This window comes from Streptomyces sp. LaBMicrA B280 (assembly GCF_049222185.1).
GTDB lineage: Bacteria > Actinomycetota > Actinomycetes > Streptomycetales > Streptomycetaceae > Streptomyces > Streptomyces murinus.
Map to the genome: position 1 here is coordinate 68,012 of NZ_JBMJCT010000008.1, position 13,511 is coordinate 81,522.

At 71.5% G+C, this 13,511-nt stretch carries 17 protein-coding genes; all 17 read left to right on the forward strand.

The genetic code is table 11. The annotated features are described in order from the left end of the window. The first annotated feature begins 212 nt into the window (after positions 1-212). Entirely contained in the window at positions 213-809 is a 597-nt protein-coding gene (locus tag ACLF5H_RS08035; protein WP_037654570.1) for a hypothetical protein, read from the forward strand. A gap of 267 nt (positions 810-1,076) precedes the next feature. Continuing rightward, positions 1,077-1,496 (forward strand): 30S ribosomal protein S16, encoded by a 420-nt coding sequence (gene rpsP / locus ACLF5H_RS08040; RefSeq protein WP_037654569.1) that lies wholly within the window; start codon positions 1,077-1,079, stop codon positions 1,494-1,496. Between the two features lie 5 nt (positions 1,497-1,501). Further along, positions 1,502-1,741 (forward strand): RNA-binding protein, encoded by a 240-nt coding sequence (locus ACLF5H_RS08045; RefSeq protein ID WP_111585579.1) that lies wholly within the window; start codon positions 1,502-1,504, stop codon positions 1,739-1,741. Between the two features lie 132 nt (positions 1,742-1,873). Then, positions 1,874-2,425 carry a ribosome maturation factor RimM gene (gene rimM, locus ACLF5H_RS08050; RefSeq protein ID WP_421675365.1) on the forward strand — a complete coding sequence of 184 codons (552 nt, stop codon included), beginning with the start codon at positions 1,874-1,876 and terminating at the stop codon, positions 2,423-2,425. Further along, the gene (gene trmD, locus ACLF5H_RS08055) at positions 2,425-3,258 is read left to right on the forward strand and encodes a tRNA (guanosine(37)-N1)-methyltransferase TrmD (RefSeq protein ID WP_421675366.1); all 834 of its coding nucleotides are present in this window, start codon (positions 2,425-2,427) and stop codon (positions 3,256-3,258) included. Before rimM ends, trmD begins: the two co-directional genes overlap by 1 nt. Positions 3,259-3,393: 135 nt before the next feature. Further along, positions 3,394-3,744, forward strand: coding sequence for a 50S ribosomal protein L19 (gene rplS, locus ACLF5H_RS08060; RefSeq protein ID WP_421675367.1), 351 nt, complete (start codon positions 3,394-3,396; stop codon positions 3,742-3,744). 45 nt (positions 3,745-3,789) lie between these two features. After that, positions 3,790-4,488 (forward strand): signal peptidase I, encoded by a 699-nt coding sequence (lepB, locus tag ACLF5H_RS08065; protein WP_421675368.1) that lies wholly within the window; start codon positions 3,790-3,792, stop codon positions 4,486-4,488. Further along, complete coding sequence (gene lepB, locus ACLF5H_RS08070) at positions 4,481-5,596, forward strand: signal peptidase I (protein WP_421675369.1); 1,116 nt, start codon at positions 4,481-4,483, stop codon at positions 5,594-5,596. Before lepB (ACLF5H_RS08065) ends, lepB (ACLF5H_RS08070) begins: the two co-directional genes overlap by 8 nt. Further along, positions 5,484-6,494 (forward strand): signal peptidase I, encoded by a 1,011-nt coding sequence (gene lepB / locus ACLF5H_RS08075; RefSeq protein ID WP_421675370.1) that lies wholly within the window; start codon positions 5,484-5,486, stop codon positions 6,492-6,494. The genes lepB (ACLF5H_RS08070) and lepB (ACLF5H_RS08075) overlap by 113 nt, the downstream gene beginning before the upstream one ends. 111 nt (positions 6,495-6,605) lie before the next feature. Further along, positions 6,606-7,388, forward strand: a complete 783-nt coding sequence (gene lepB, locus ACLF5H_RS08080) for a signal peptidase I (RefSeq protein WP_421675371.1) — start codon at positions 6,606-6,608, stop codon at positions 7,386-7,388. Continuing rightward, a complete protein-coding gene (locus tag ACLF5H_RS08085; protein ID WP_421675372.1) occupies positions 7,378-7,896 on the forward strand; it encodes an NUDIX hydrolase in 519 nt (172 codons plus the stop codon). Before lepB (ACLF5H_RS08080) ends, ACLF5H_RS08085 begins: the two co-directional genes overlap by 11 nt. A gap of 56 nt (positions 7,897-7,952) precedes the next feature. Next, positions 7,953-8,261, forward strand: coding sequence for a DUF2469 domain-containing protein (locus ACLF5H_RS08090; RefSeq protein ID WP_003965949.1), 309 nt, complete (start codon positions 7,953-7,955; stop codon positions 8,259-8,261). A gap of 96 nt (positions 8,262-8,357) precedes the next feature. Continuing rightward, on the forward strand, positions 8,358-8,750 hold the full coding sequence (locus ACLF5H_RS08095) for a YraN family protein (protein ID WP_421675373.1): 393 nt from the start codon (positions 8,358-8,360) through the stop codon (positions 8,748-8,750). Then, complete coding sequence (locus ACLF5H_RS08100) at positions 8,751-10,376, forward strand: YifB family Mg chelatase-like AAA ATPase (protein ID WP_421675374.1); 1,626 nt, start codon at positions 8,751-8,753, stop codon at positions 10,374-10,376. Then, positions 10,373-11,716, forward strand: a complete 1,344-nt coding sequence (dprA, locus tag ACLF5H_RS08105; RefSeq protein WP_421675375.1) for a DNA-processing protein DprA — start codon at positions 10,373-10,375, stop codon at positions 11,714-11,716. The genes ACLF5H_RS08100 and dprA overlap by 4 nt, the downstream gene beginning before the upstream one ends. A 325-nt stretch (positions 11,717-12,041) precedes the next feature. Next, entirely contained in the window at positions 12,042-12,884 is an 843-nt protein-coding gene (whiG, locus tag ACLF5H_RS08110; RefSeq protein WP_421675376.1) for an RNA polymerase sigma factor WhiG, read from the forward strand. A 65-nt stretch (positions 12,885-12,949) separates the two neighbouring features. Continuing rightward, positions 12,950-13,504 carry a TetR/AcrR family transcriptional regulator gene (locus ACLF5H_RS08115; RefSeq protein ID WP_421675461.1) on the forward strand — a complete coding sequence of 185 codons (555 nt, stop codon included), beginning with the start codon at positions 12,950-12,952 and terminating at the stop codon, positions 13,502-13,504. Positions 13,505-13,511 lie beyond the last annotated feature (7 nt).

The following is a 13,511-nucleotide window of genomic DNA, read 5'->3' on the forward strand; positions in this document are numbered from 1 at the left end:
TTGCACAGCCGCGGGCCACCGTCGTGACAGGGCGTACCGGGCGGATCGCAGTGCCGCCTACGCACCGGCTTGTTACGAGCTGTGAGGCTTCCTCCGCACATCGGCGCACGCGCCCTCGTCAGGACGCATCAGTGCCAACTGACGGGTACGTGCAAATTATTTGGGATGCCCCGGAATAGGAACACAGCGTGCCCTCCGCTCGTTGTCATTACGTGAGCACGACACAGACACCACCTGTTCTCGCCGCAGAGCTGGCACAGGCGTGGGCCGACATTCAGCGGTACCACCCCGATCTGCCGGATCTCGCCGCGCCAGAGTCCTTGATCGGAGAGTCGTCGTCCGCGTGCGGACACGAGCTCTCCTTCGAACGACTGCTTCACGAGGCAGTCCACGGCATCGCCGCCGCGCGCGGGGTGCGCGACACCTCCCGCGCCGGTCGCTACCACAACCGACGGTTCCTCTCGATCGCCGAGGAGCTGGGCCTGGACCACCCCGAGGAACCGCATCCCAGCAGCGGCTTCTCCCTGGTCACGCTCAACCCCGAGGCGAAGCGGCGCTACCGGCCGACCATCGAGCGTCTCCAGCGCGCCCTCAAGGCGCACTCGGCGGCCACGACGGAGGACACCTCCCGCACCTTCCGGGGACCCGCCGCCCGCCATGGCTCCTCCGGTGGCGGCGTCCGCGTCAAGGCCGTCTGCGACTGCGGTCGCAACGTCCGCGTGGTCCCCTCCGTCCTCGCCCAGGCGCCCATCGTCTGCGGCGGCTGCGGCAAACCCTTCCGCATCCCGGAGATGTCGGGCGCCGCCTGACCCTCGCCCCGGCATCTCGTGGGTGCCGGACCCCACACCACGACCACACCCCGCGCCCGTCGGCACCCCAGGCCGGCGGGCGCGGCCGGGTATCCGCCCCCGGCCGAGAGCGGTCCGCCGGGTATGGCAGAATGGATGGCTGTACTCGACAGCCGCACAGGACCCCTCTCTCCTCCGGCTGACGCGTCCGTCGGGCACACGGGTACCGCAACCCCACGCGGCAACGCGCCGTGCCCCACCACGTCAAAACCAGGAGAATCCACTCCCGTGGCAGTCAAGATCAAGCTGAAGCGTCTGGGCAAGATCCGTTCGCCTCACTACCGCATCGTCGTCGCCGACTCCCGTACCCGCCGTGACGGCCGGGCCATCGAGGAGATCGGCAAGTACCACCCGACCTACAACCCGTCGGTCATCGAGGTGGACGCCGACCGCGTGGCGTACTGGCTCGGCGTCGGCGCCCAGCCGACCGAGCCCGTGCTCGCCATCCTGAAGAAGACCGGCGACTGGCAGAAGTTCAAGGGCGAGCCGGCCCCCGCGCCGCTGCTCGTCGCTGCGCCGAAGCCGGCCCGTCCGTCGTTCGAGGCCCTCGGTGGCGACGACGACGCCAAGGGTGAGGCCATCACCCAGAAGAAGAAGGCTGAGAAGAAGGACGAGGCCGCGGCTGAGTCCGAGTCGACCGAGGCCTGAGCAGCATGCTCGAAGAGGCGCTTGAGCACCTCGTGAAGGGCATCGTCGACAACCCTGACGATGTGCAGGTCGCCTCGCGCAACCTGCGCCGCGGGCGCGTGCTGGAGGTCCGGGTGCACCCCGAAGACCTCGGCAAGGTGATCGGCCGCAATGGTCGCACCGCGCGCGCTCTGCGTACCGTCGTGGGCGCCATCGGCGGTCGCGGTGTCCGCGTCGACCTGGTCGACGTGGACAACGTCCGCTGACGCTTCATCGCAACCGGCTCGGGCCGGGGAGGGCCACTCGGCCGTCCCCGGCCCGTAGTCGTATCAGCCCGCAGTCGTACGAGCAGTCGTATCGGCAGGACACGCGCAGCAGATGACAGGAGAATTGGACAGGTGCAGCTGGTAGTCGCACGGATCGGCCGGGCCCATGGCATCAAGGGCGAGGTCACCGTCGAGGTACGTACCGACGAGCCGGAGCTGAGGCTGGCCCCCGGCGCCGTACTCGCCACGGATCCCGCCGCCACGGGGCCGCTGACCATCGAGACGGGCCGCGTCCACAGCGGCCGTCTGCTCCTGCGCTTCGCGGGCGTCACCGATCGGACCGGCGCCGAGGCCCTGCGCAACACCCTCCTGATCGCCGAGGTGGACCCGGAGGAGATGCCGGAGGACGAGGACGAGTACTACGACCATCAGCTGATGGACCTGGACGTGGTCACCGTGGACGGGGTGGAGGTCGGCCGGATCACCGAGATCTCGCACCTGCCCTCGCAGGACCTGTTCATCGTGGAGCGCCCGGACGGCACCGAGGTCATGATCCCCTTCGTGGCGGAGATCGTCGCCGAGATCGACCTGGAGGAGCAGCGGGCCGTCATCACGCCCCCGCCCGGCCTGATCGACGACCGCGCCGAGATCGCCTCCAGCCGCGAGCCGGGGGAAGACGCGTAATGCGCCTGGACGTCGTCACCATCTTCCCCGAGTACCTGGATCCCCTGAACGTCTCGCTTGTCGGCAAGGCCCGGCACCGCGGACAGCTCGCCGTCCACATCCATGACCTGCGCGGATGGACGTACGACCGGCACAACACGGTCGACGACACGCCGTACGGCGGCGGCCCCGGCATGGTCATGAAGACCGAGCCCTGGGGCGACGCCCTGGACACCGTCCTGGCCGACGGCTACGAGAGCGGCGCCCACGCCCCCGCGCTGATCGTCCCCACCCCCAGCGGCCGGCCCTTCACCCAGGAACTCGCGGTGGAGCTCTCCGAGCGGCCCTGGCTGATCTTCACACCGGCGCGCTACGAGGGCATCGACCGGCGTGTCTTCGACGAGTACGCCACCCGGATGCCCGTCTACGAGGTCTCCATCGGCGATTACGTCCTGGCGGGCGGCGAGGCCGCCGTCCTGGTCGTCACGGAGGCCGTCGCCCGGCTGCTGCCCGGTGTCCTCGGCAACGCCGAGTCCCACCGCGACGACTCCTTCGCGCCCGGCGCCATGGCAAACCTCCTGGAAGGCCCCGTCTACACCAAGCCGCCCGCCTGGCGCGGCCGGGACATACCGGAGGTGCTGCTCAGCGGCCACCACGGCAGGATCGCCCGCTGGCGCCGCGACGAGGCCCTGCGCCGTACGACCCGCAACCGGCCCGATCTGATCGAGCACTGCGACCCGAAGGCGTTCGACAAGAAGGACCGCGAGATGCTGTCCATCCTGGGCTGGGAACCGGACCCGGACGGTCACTCGTACGGCCGATTTTGGCGCCGGGCCCCCGGCATGGAAGAATAGGCCGCTGCTGTGCGCTCGTCCGGTGTGCGCCCCTGCCACAGGGGGACAAGACGCCCGACCCGACGCGCGCGGCAGCTCCCTGTACATCGCCACTTCCGTTGATGACCTGTGGCATCAGCGAAGAAAGCAGACGAAATGTCTCACCTGCTCGACACCGTCGACTCCGCGTCGCTGCGCAGCGACCTCCCGTCCTTCCGCCCGGGTGACACCGTCAACGTCCACGTGCGCGTCATCGAGGGCAACCGCTCCCGTGTGCAGCAGTTCAAGGGCGTTGTGATCCGTCGCCAGGGCTCCGGTGTCCGCGAGACCTTCACGGTCCGCAAGGTCTCGTTCTCCGTCGGCGTCGAGCGCACCTTCCCGGTGCACACCCCGATCGTCGAGAAGATCGAGCTGGTCACCCGTGGTGACGTGCGCCGCGCCAAGCTGTACTACCTCCGTGAGCTGCGCGGCAAGGCCGCGAAGATCAAGGAGAAGCGCGAGAGCTGAGCGCCTCCCCGGAGTCATAGCGGGGCCGGATAACATCTCGCCCCGATGGACACCGAAGCACAGCCGACGAAACGCGACCGCACCTCCCGCCCGGATTCCCCGGGTCCGGAGGAGCGGTCGCGTTTCGCGTCGCTGACGCGGATCACCGAATGGCTGCCGGGCGGCCGCGTCACCCTCACCCTCTTCGCCTGCCTGGTGTTCCTGCTCCTGCTGAGCACCTTCGTGGTGCAGCCCTTCCAGATCCCGAGCGGATCCATGGAAGAGGGCCTGCGGATCGGCGACCGCGTCCTCGTCAACAAGCTGACCTACCGCTTCGGCGCCGGGCCTGCCCGCGGAGACGTGATTGTGTTCGACGGAAGCGGGTATTTCGGGGACGGCGACTACATCAAACGCGTCGTCGGGGTGGGCGGGGACCATGTGGTCTGCTGCGACAAGCGGGGGAGGATCGAGGTGAACGGCCGCGCGGTCGACGAGTCGTCGTTCCTCTACCCCGGGGACAGCCCCTCCAGCGTGCCGTTCGACCTCGTGGTGCCCCCGGGCACCCTCTTCCTCCTCGGGGACCACCGCAGCGACTCCAGCGACTCCCGCGACCACCTCGGCTCGCCGGGCGGCGGCATGGTCCCGGTCGGCCGCGTCATCGGACGGGCCGACTGGATCGTCTGGCCCTACTCCCGCTGGACCCATCTGACCCGGCCGCCCGCCTACGCGCGCGTGCCCGCCGCGACGGGCGGCGCCCATGGGTAACCGCGGCAGGCCGCGCGCGGGCTCCGGCCCGGCCGGCCCCGCGGGCTCCGGCCCGGCCGGCCCCGGGTCGTCAGGCGCCGGCTCCCGGCGCAGCTCCGCGCCCGGTGGCGGCCGTACCCGCGCGGAACGGCGGAAACTCCAGCGCAAGGTCAAGCGCAAGCGCAGACGTTCAGCCGTCCGGGAGATCCCCCTTCTGGTGGGTGTCGCGGTGCTGATCGCGCTGGTCCTGAAGACCTTCCTCGTCCAGGCGTTCGTGATCCCGTCCGGCTCCATGGAGCAGACGATCCGCATCGGCGACCGCGTGCTGGTCGACAAGTTGACGCCCTGGTTCGGCGCCGAGCCGAAGCGCGGTGACGTCGTCGTCTTCCACGACCCGGGCGGCTGGCTGGCGGGCGAACAGGCCGCCCAGAAGCCCGACCCGGTCGTCGTCAAGCAGCTCAAGCAGGGCCTCAGCTTCATCGGGCTGCTGCCGTCCGACAACGAGAAAGACCTGATCAAGCGGGTCATCGGGGTCGGCGGCGACCACGTCAAGTGCTGTGACGCGCAAGGGCGGATCACCGTCAACGGCGTGCCGCTGTCCGAGAAGGACTACCTCTATCCGGGCAATGACCCGTCCGACATGCGCTTCGACATCACCGTCCCCAAGGGCCGGCTGTGGGTGATGGGCGATCACCGGGCCGACTCCGCGGACTCCCGCTACCACCGGGACTCCCCGTTCGGCGGAACGGTGTCGGTGAAATCGGTGGTCGGGCGGGCCATGTGGATCGGCTGGCCGATCGGCCACTGGACGCGCCTGGAGGAACCTAAAACCTTTGCAAGCGTTGCCCGCGCCGGGACGCGGACGGCTGCGGCCCCGCCCCCGTCGCATAGGGTTGACCATGAGAATCCGAACGGAATGACCCGGCTCCCGACCCCTGCGGAACTCCCGCTCGTTATGGGAGTGGTGGGCCTGCGCCGTCTGTGGCGCGGGCGGCGGCACGGAGTGAGGAGTTGGCGTGGGGGATGTGGCGGTTGGCGCACGGTCGGGTCACGACGGCGAGGAGCCCCGCGGAAACCCCGCGGCGGCGGACGACTCAGGTTCGGGCGGCGCGATGACCACCGGAAATGACGCGACGGGCGGCGACGGCACCCCGCGCGAGGGACAGGGCTTCGGCAGCGGCGGCACCGGCGACGCCACGCCACCGCCCAGGAAGCCGCGCTCCTTCTGGAAGGAGCTGCCGATCCTGATCGTGATCGCGCTGGTCCTCGCGCTGCTGATCAAGACCTTCCTGGTCCAGGCGTTCTCGATCCCCTCCGCCTCGATGGAGAACACCCTCCAGATCGGCGACCGCGTCCTGGTCGACAAGCTCACCCCGTGGTTCGGCTCCGAGCCCGAGCGCGGCGAGGTCGTCGTCTTCCACGACCCGGACGACTGGCTGGCGGGCGAGCCCGCGCCGAACCCGAACGCGGTGCAGAAGGTCCTCAGCTGGATCGGGCTGATGCCCTCCGCCAATGAGAAGGACCTGATCAAGCGTGTGATCGGGGTCGGCGGCGACACCATCGAGTGCAAGGGCACGGGCCCCCTGCTGGTCAACGGCAAGGCGCTGAACGAATCGTCGTACGTCTACGCGGGCAACACCCCGTGCAGCCAGGACGACCAGGGCGGCCAGTTCAAGGTGAAGGTCCCCAAGGGCTTCATCTGGGTGATGGGCGACCACCGGCAGAACTCCCGGGACTCGCGCTACAACCAGACCGACAAGAACCACGGCTTCGTGCCCGTCGACAAGGTCGTCGGCCGCGCCATCGTCAAGGCCTGGCCCATCAGCCACTGGGGCACCCTGCCCGTCCCGGACACCTTCGACCAGCCCGGTCTGGGCAACCAGCAGTCCTCCTCCGCCGCCTCCCTGACGGTCGCCCCCGAGGGCGTCGCCGTCGCGGCCGTCGCCCCCGTCGTGGTGTGGCGGCGCCGGCGCGCGGACCGGCTGCGCTCGGACGCCGTGCGGAAGTCGGTCAGCGGACAGCGCTGAGCCCCGCGCCGTCGCTTTCCCGGGCTGTGTGTGAAGCTCCGGGAAAGCTGTGCCCCGGGTCCTGAAAGAGGGGCTGACCTCGCTCGGTACCGACAGGTAGGGTGCGGGTCCATGGGTGGTGAGAGTACGACGCGTACGGCCCCGCGCAGCGGCGGCACCGGGACGGCGGCGAGCGGCGGCCGGCTCGGGCAGCGGCTGTCCGGAGTGGCCGTGGCCCTGGGCCTGGTGCTGTTCCTCGGCGGCTTCGGCTGGGCGGCACTGAGCTATCGGCCCTACACCGTGCCCACCAGCTCCATGACCCCCACCATCGACGCCGGCAACCGCGTGCTCGCCCAGCGCGTGGACGGCGGCGAGGTGCGCCGCGGCGATGTGGTCGTCTTCCGCGACAACAGCTGGGTCACCGGCTCCGATGTCGTCAAGCGCGTGGTCGCGGTCGGCGGCGACACCGTCTCCTGCTGCACGGACGGCAAGCTGACCGTCAACGGCAAGCAGATCGAGGAGCCGTATCTGCCCAAGGGCACCCTGGCCGAGAACCAGAACTTCGCCACCGTGACCGTCCCTCAGGGCCGGCTCTTCCTGCTCGGCGACGAACGCCAGGGCTCCCTGGACTCCACCGCCCACCTCACCGACGCGGCCAAGGGCACCGTCGCCCGCACCGCGGTCATCGCCCGGGTGGACGCCGTCGTCTTCCCGTGGAAGGGCGGGCTGAAGCGCCCCACCGGATTCGAGGCCCTGGGCGCCCTCTCGCAGCCGGGACCGCTCTCCACCATCGAGCTGCTGATCGTCATCGGCGCCGTCCTGGTTCTCGGCGGCGGCGCCTACGGCCCGATCGCCAAGCGCACCGGCCGCTCCCGGGCCCGTGCCGCCCGCGCGGAGGCGGCCGGTGTCCGCTGAGCCCGAGTGCGAACAGCCGTACGAGAGTGGCCTGCGCAAGGTGGCCCGCGTGGTGCTGCTCGACCCCCAGGACCGCATTCTCCTGCTGCACGGACATGAGCCCGACGACCCCGCCGACGACTGGTGGTTCACACCCGGCGGCGGCGTGGAGGGCGCCGAGACCCGCGAGGAGGCCGCGCTGCGGGAACTCGCCGAGGAGACCGGCATCACCGAGGTCGACCTCGGCCCGGTGCTGTGGCGGCGCCGCTGCTCCTTCCCGTTCGCGGGCCGCCGCTGGGACCAGGACGAGTGGTACTACCTGGCCCGTACGACCCGGACCGCGATCGCGGCGACGGGCCTGACGGAGCTGGAACGGCGCAGCGTCGCCGGAGCGCGCTGGTGGACGTGTCAGGAACTGACCCGGGCGCATGAGACGGTGTATCCGACCAGGCTCGCCGAGCTGCTGCGCACCCTGCTCGACGAGGGTCCCCCGGCCGGCCCCGTGACCCTCGACACGGAAATCGTCTGAGGGCCGGCGGAACTGGCGCACAATGGGTGGATCGCACGGCTGAAGGGGAACATGCCATGAGCGCCGAGGACCTCGAGAAGTACGAGACCGAGATGGAGCTGAAGCTCTACCGGGAGTACCGAGACGTCGTCGGTCTGTTCAAATACGTGATCGAGACGGAACGGCGCTTCTACCTCACCAACGACTACGAGATGCAGGTGCACTCCGTCCAGGGCGAGGTGTTCTTCGAGGTGTCGATGGCCGATGCCTGGGTCTGGGACATGTACCGGCCCGCTCGGTTCGTCAAGCAGGTCCGGGTGCTCACGTTCAAGGACGTGAACATCGAGGAGCTGAACAAGAGCGATCTGGAACTGCCGGGCGGCTGATGACCTGCGGGTTTCGCCCGCTTGCTCCATCCGGGTGACAGGGTTTTCCACAACCGCCCGGTAGCCCACCAAGATCCACTCGGTGGGGCGGGATGCGTGACGGTTGGCGCCGGAGGTGGTGCCGACATGAACGCACGAGAAGCGATCGGCAGGTACGGAGAGGATCTGGCCGCCCGGCGGCTGGCCGAGGGCGGGATGACGATCCTGGCGCGCAACTGGCGCGCCGGACGCAGCGGCGAGATCGACATCGTGGCCAGGGACGGCGAGGTCCTGGTCGTCTGCGAGGTCAAGACCCGCGCGGGCGACCGCTATGAACATCCCATGGCCGCGGTGACCCCCGAGAAGGCCGCCCGGCTGCGCGACCTCGCCGAACACTGGATCCACGCCCATGGCGGCGCCCCACCGGGCGGTGTCCGCATCGACCTGGTCGGCGTCCTCGTCCCCGGCCGCGGCGCACCCCGGGTCGAGCACGCCAGGGGGGTGGCCTGAATGGCTTTCGCCCGCACCTGCTCCGTCGCCCTCGTCGGCGTCGAGGGCGTGGTCGTCGAGGTCCAGGCCGACCTCGAACCCGGCGTCGCCGCCTTCACCCTGGTCGGCCTCCCGGACAAGAGCCTGACGGAGAGCAGGGACAGGGTGCGCGCGGCGGTGGTGAACTCCGGCGCCGAATGGCCCCAGAAGAAGCTCACGGTCGGCCTCAGCCCCGCCTCGGTGCCGAAGGCCGGCTCCGGTTTCGACCTCGCCGTGGCCTGCGCGGTGCTCGGGGCCGCCGAACGCATCGACCCCCGGGTCCTCGCCGACATCGTCATGATCGGCGAGCTGGGCCTGGACGGCCGGGTGCGCCCGGTGCGCGGCATCCTGCCCGCCGTGCTGGCCGCCGCCGACGCCGGTTACGAGCAGGTGGTCGTGCCCGAGTGCGCCGCCGCCGAGGCCGCGCTGGTCCCCGGCGTCTCGGTGCTCGGCGTCCGCAGTCTGCGCCAGCTCATCGCGGTACTGGCCGAGGAACCCGTGCCCGAGGAGGAGCCCCACGAACTGGGCCGCCCCGACCCGCTGCTGGCCGGGCTGCGGATGCCGGGCACCGGCGCCGCCACCGGCATGCACAGCCTCGGCGCGGCCCAGCACGACTCCGAGCACGACCTCGCGGACGTCGTCGGCCAGACCTCGGCCCGTACGGCCGTGGAGGTGGCCGCCGCCGGGGGACACCATCTGTTCCTCGAAGGGCCGCCGGGAGCGGGCAAGACGATGCTGGCCGAACGCCTGCCCGCCGTGCTGCCGAGACTCACCAGGGAGGAGTCCCTGGAGGTCACCGCGGTGCACTCGGTGGCAGGGCTGCTGCCACCGGGCAGGCCGCTGATCGACATCGCCCCCTACTGCGCCCCGCACCACTCGGCGACGATGCAGTCGCTCGTGGGCGGCGGCCCCGGCATCGCGCGACCGGGGGCGGTGTCCCTCGCCCATCGCGGTGTGCTGTTCCTGGACGAGGCGCCCGAGTTCCACAGCCAGACCCTGGACGCCCTGCGGCAGCCCCTGGAGTCCGGGCATGTCGTGATCGCGCGCAGCGCGGGAGTGGTCCGCTTTCCTTCGCGCTTCCTGATGGTGCTGGCCGCCAACCCCTGCCCCTGCGGCCGCTTCTCCCAGCGCGACGCCCTGTGCGAGTGCCCGCCCTCGGTGATCCGCCGCTACCAGGCCCGGCTCTCCGGACCCCTTCTGGACCGGGTGGACCTGCGCGTCGAGGTCGATCCGCTCACCCGGGCCCAGCTCACCGCGCCGGGCGCCCGAGGAGAGTCCACGGCGACCGTCGCGGACCGGGTCCGGGCGGCCAGGGAGCGTACGGCCGCCCGCCTCGCCGGAACACCCTGGCGCACCAACGGCGAGGTGCCCGGCAGAGAGCTGCGCGGCCGGTTCCAGGCCGTCAGCGGCGCGATGGACGAGGCCGAGCGCAATCTGGAGCGGGGCGTGCTCACCGCTCGCGGCATCGACCGGGTGCTGCGCGTCGCCTGGACGGTCGCCGACCTCGTCGGGCACGACCGGCCCGGCGCGACCGACGTCGCCCTCGCCCTGCATCTGCGCACCGGCGTCCCCCGCGGGGTCCCGATGGCCATCGGCGCGCTGACATGAACGGTGCTGCTCCCGAACCCGGCCGGTCGACCCAGGGACCGGCCGAGAAGGGGCCACCGACTCCTGGCCCTGGAGGTGACCGGATCGAGGCCGGTCCTGGTGCGGCCGAGGCACGCGGCTCCGGGACGGGGCGTAGTCAGACCGCCTTCCCGGGCCGCGGGTCGGCCGGGGCCGCTCGGCCGGTCCCTGATCCCACCGTGGACGAGGACACACTCGGCCGGATCTTCCTGGGGCGGGTGATCGAGCCCGGGGACGAGGTCGGGGGGCGTTGGGTGAGGGAGTTCGGGGTGAGGGAGGTGATGCGGCGGGTCAGGGACGGGGGTGAGGCGCTGCCGGGGGTCAGCGAGGTGCGGTGGGCCGGGCTGGTGGCGCGCGGCGCGCGGGCCGAGCCGAAGCGGGATCTCGCGCAGGCGCGGGCCGCGGGCGCCCGGTTCGTCGCGCCGGGGGACCCCGAGTGGCCGAGCCAGCTGGACGATCTCGCGGACGCCCGCCCCCTCGGGCTCTGGGTCCGCGGGGGCCCCAGCCTGCGCCTGTGGGCCCTGCGCTCCGTCGCCGTGGTCGGCGCCCGCGCCTGCACCGAGTACGGCGCCCACGTCGCCGCCACCCTCGCCGCCGGCCTCGCGGAGCGCGGCTGGGTCGTCGTCTCCGGCGGCGCCTACGGCATCGACGCCGCCGCCCATCGCGGCGCCCTCGCCGCCGGTGGAGCCACCGTCGCCGTCCTGGCCGGTGGCGTCGACCGGCCCTACCCCCGCGGCCACACCAACCTGATCGAACGGATCGCGCAACAGGGCCTGGTGATCGGCGAGCTGCCCCCGGGCGACCACCCGACCCCGAGCCGCTTCATCCTGCGCAACCGCGTCATCGCCGCCCTGACCAGGGGCACCGTCGTCGTGGAGGCCGCCTGCCGCAGCGGCTCGCTGGCCACCGCGCGGGCCGCGCAGCGCCTGGGCAGACACACCATGGGCGTACCGGGCCCGGTCACCAGCGCGCTCTGCGCCGGGGTGCACGAACTGCTGCGCGGCGAGGCCACCCTGGTCACCGACGCCGCCGAGGTGGCCGAACTCGTCGGCGACATGGGTGACCTGGCCCCGCCCCGCAGGGGTCCGGTGCTGCCCCGCGACCTGCTGACCCCGGCCGCCAGGACCGTCCTCGCCGCGCTCCCCGGCGACCGCGCGTCCCTGGCCGGGGAGATCGCCGCGGCCGCCCGCACCACCCCGGACGAGGCGATCGCGAGACTGTACGAACTCCGAGCGCTTGGTTACGTCGAACGACACGGCGATGGCTGGAAGTTGACACGCCAGGCGGTGATCTCGGCCCGCACGGGTCGCCCCCCGTGCTGACCGAGCGTGTTCGGCCGTCCGGGGGAACACCCGACGCCCTTGGGGTTTCCCGGAGTTGGCGCCCATCGGCCATCACACAGAGCGAGCTGCGCAAGGTGATGCCGAAGGGGCCTCCGGGACCCGCGCAGGGGTGGCGCCTCGCCGTTCGCGCACCGCGACTCCCCAGTCACGCTACGCTCACGAAGACGTCTCCACAGACCACCCAACTCGACATCAGACCGACACCTCACCCAGGCGGCCCCCTTTCGACCCATGACCTCCCCGCACCGCACACACGGTCACGGCACTTGACGGCACTTCACGGCAGAACGGCACAAGGCGACGAATGCCCCAGCACACCTCCGGGTCCGACCGGGCGGCGATCCCCCCAGCCGCCCGCGACGGTGGCAGCGTGCGGCCGCCCGCTCCCTCGACGCTCGACGAGCTGTGGCGGTCGTACAAGGCGACGGGGGACGAACGGCTGCGGGAGCAGCTGATCCTGCACTACTCGCCGCTCGTGAAATACGTGGCGGGGCGGGTGAGCGTCGGCCTGCCGCCCAATGTGGAGCAGGCCGACTTCGTCTCCTCCGGGGTGTTCGGGCTGATCGACGCGATCGAGAAGTTCGACATCGACCGGGAGATCAAGTTCGAGACGTACGCGATCACCCGGATCCGCGGCGCCATGATCGACGAGCTGCGGGCGCTGGACTGGATCCCGCGCTCGGTGCGGCAGAAGGCGCGCAATGTCGAGCGCGCCTACGCCACCCTGGAGGCCCGGCTGCGGCGCACCCCGAGCGAGAGCGAGGTGGCCGCGGAGCTGGGCATGGAGGTGGACGAACTGCACGCCGTCTTCAGCCAGTTGTCGCTCGCCAACGTGGTCGCCCTGGAGGAGCTGCTGCATGTCGGCGGCGAGGGCGGGGACCGGCTCAGCCTCATGGACACGCTGGAGGACACCGCCGCGGACAACCCCGTGGAGGTGGCCGAGGACCGGGAGCTGCGGAGGTTCCTCGCGCGGGCCATCAACACGCTGCCCGACCGGGAGAAGACCGTCGTCACGCTCTACTACTACGAGGGCCTCACGCTCGCCGAGATCGGCAATGTCCTCGGGGTCACCGAGAGCCGGGTCAGCCAGATCCACACCAAGTCGGTGCTCCAGCTGCGGGCCAAGCTGGCGAGCTTTGGACGCTGAGCGGACGCCGGTTCGCGAGGGCGCGTCCTAAAGTGGTCGACGTGCCAAGGATTCGAGCGGCCTCCGTGGCCGAGCACCGGTCGATGCAGCGAGCCGCCCTGCTGGACGCGGCTCGTTCCCTGTTGTCCGAGGGCGGGACGGAAGCGCTGACCTTCCCCGCGCTGGCCGAGCGCACGGGGCTCGCGCGCTCCTCGGTGTACGAGTACTTCCGGTCCCGGGCGGCCGTGGTCGAGGAGCTGTGCGAGGTCGACTTCCCGCTGTGGGCGGCGGAGGTGGCCGCGGCCATGGAGCGCGCGGACTCACCCGAGGGGAAGGTGGCGGCGTACGTCCGCCGGCAGCTGGCCCTCGTCGGGGACCGGCGGCACCGTGCGGTCGTGGCGATCTCCGCGAGCGAGCTGGACGCCGGGGCCCGGGAGAAGATCAGGGCGGCGCACGGCGAGCTGGTCGCGATGATCGTCGAGGCGCTGGGAGAGCTGGGGCAGGCGCAGCCGCGGCTGGCGGCGATGCTGCTCCAGGGCGTCGTGGACGCGGCGGTCCGGCGGATCGAGATCGGTGCGGAGGACCCGGCGGCGGTGACGGAGGCCGCGGTCAGGATGGCGCTTCGGGGCGTACAGGGCTGAGCGCCCT

What these genes read in the sequence shown, in the direction of transcription:
- lepB (WP_421675371.1), top strand. Translation starts at nt 6,606, where the DNA reads ATGGGTGGTGAGAGTACGACGCGTACGGCCCCGCGCAGCGGCGGCACC.
- lepB (WP_421675368.1), top strand. Translation starts at nt 3,790, where the DNA reads ATGGACACCGAAGCACAGCCGACGAAACGCGACCGCACCTCCCGCCCG.
- lepB (WP_421675369.1), top strand. Translation starts at nt 4,481, where the DNA reads ATGGGTAACCGCGGCAGGCCGCGCGCGGGCTCCGGCCCGGCCGGCCCC.
- rplS (WP_421675367.1), top strand. Translation starts at nt 3,394, where the DNA reads ATGTCTCACCTGCTCGACACCGTCGACTCCGCGTCGCTGCGCAGCGAC.
- ACLF5H_RS08100 (WP_421675374.1), top strand. Translation starts at nt 8,751, where the DNA reads ATGGCTTTCGCCCGCACCTGCTCCGTCGCCCTCGTCGGCGTCGAGGGC.
- ACLF5H_RS08090 (WP_003965949.1), top strand. Translation starts at nt 7,953, where the DNA reads ATGAGCGCCGAGGACCTCGAGAAGTACGAGACCGAGATGGAGCTGAAG.
- whiG (WP_421675376.1), top strand. Translation starts at nt 12,042, where the DNA reads ATGCCCCAGCACACCTCCGGGTCCGACCGGGCGGCGATCCCCCCAGCC.
- dprA (WP_421675375.1), top strand. Translation starts at nt 10,373, where the DNA reads ATGAACGGTGCTGCTCCCGAACCCGGCCGGTCGACCCAGGGACCGGCC.
- trmD (WP_421675366.1), top strand. Translation starts at nt 2,425, where the DNA reads ATGCGCCTGGACGTCGTCACCATCTTCCCCGAGTACCTGGATCCCCTG.
- ACLF5H_RS08045 (WP_111585579.1), top strand. Translation starts at nt 1,502, where the DNA reads ATGCTCGAAGAGGCGCTTGAGCACCTCGTGAAGGGCATCGTCGACAAC.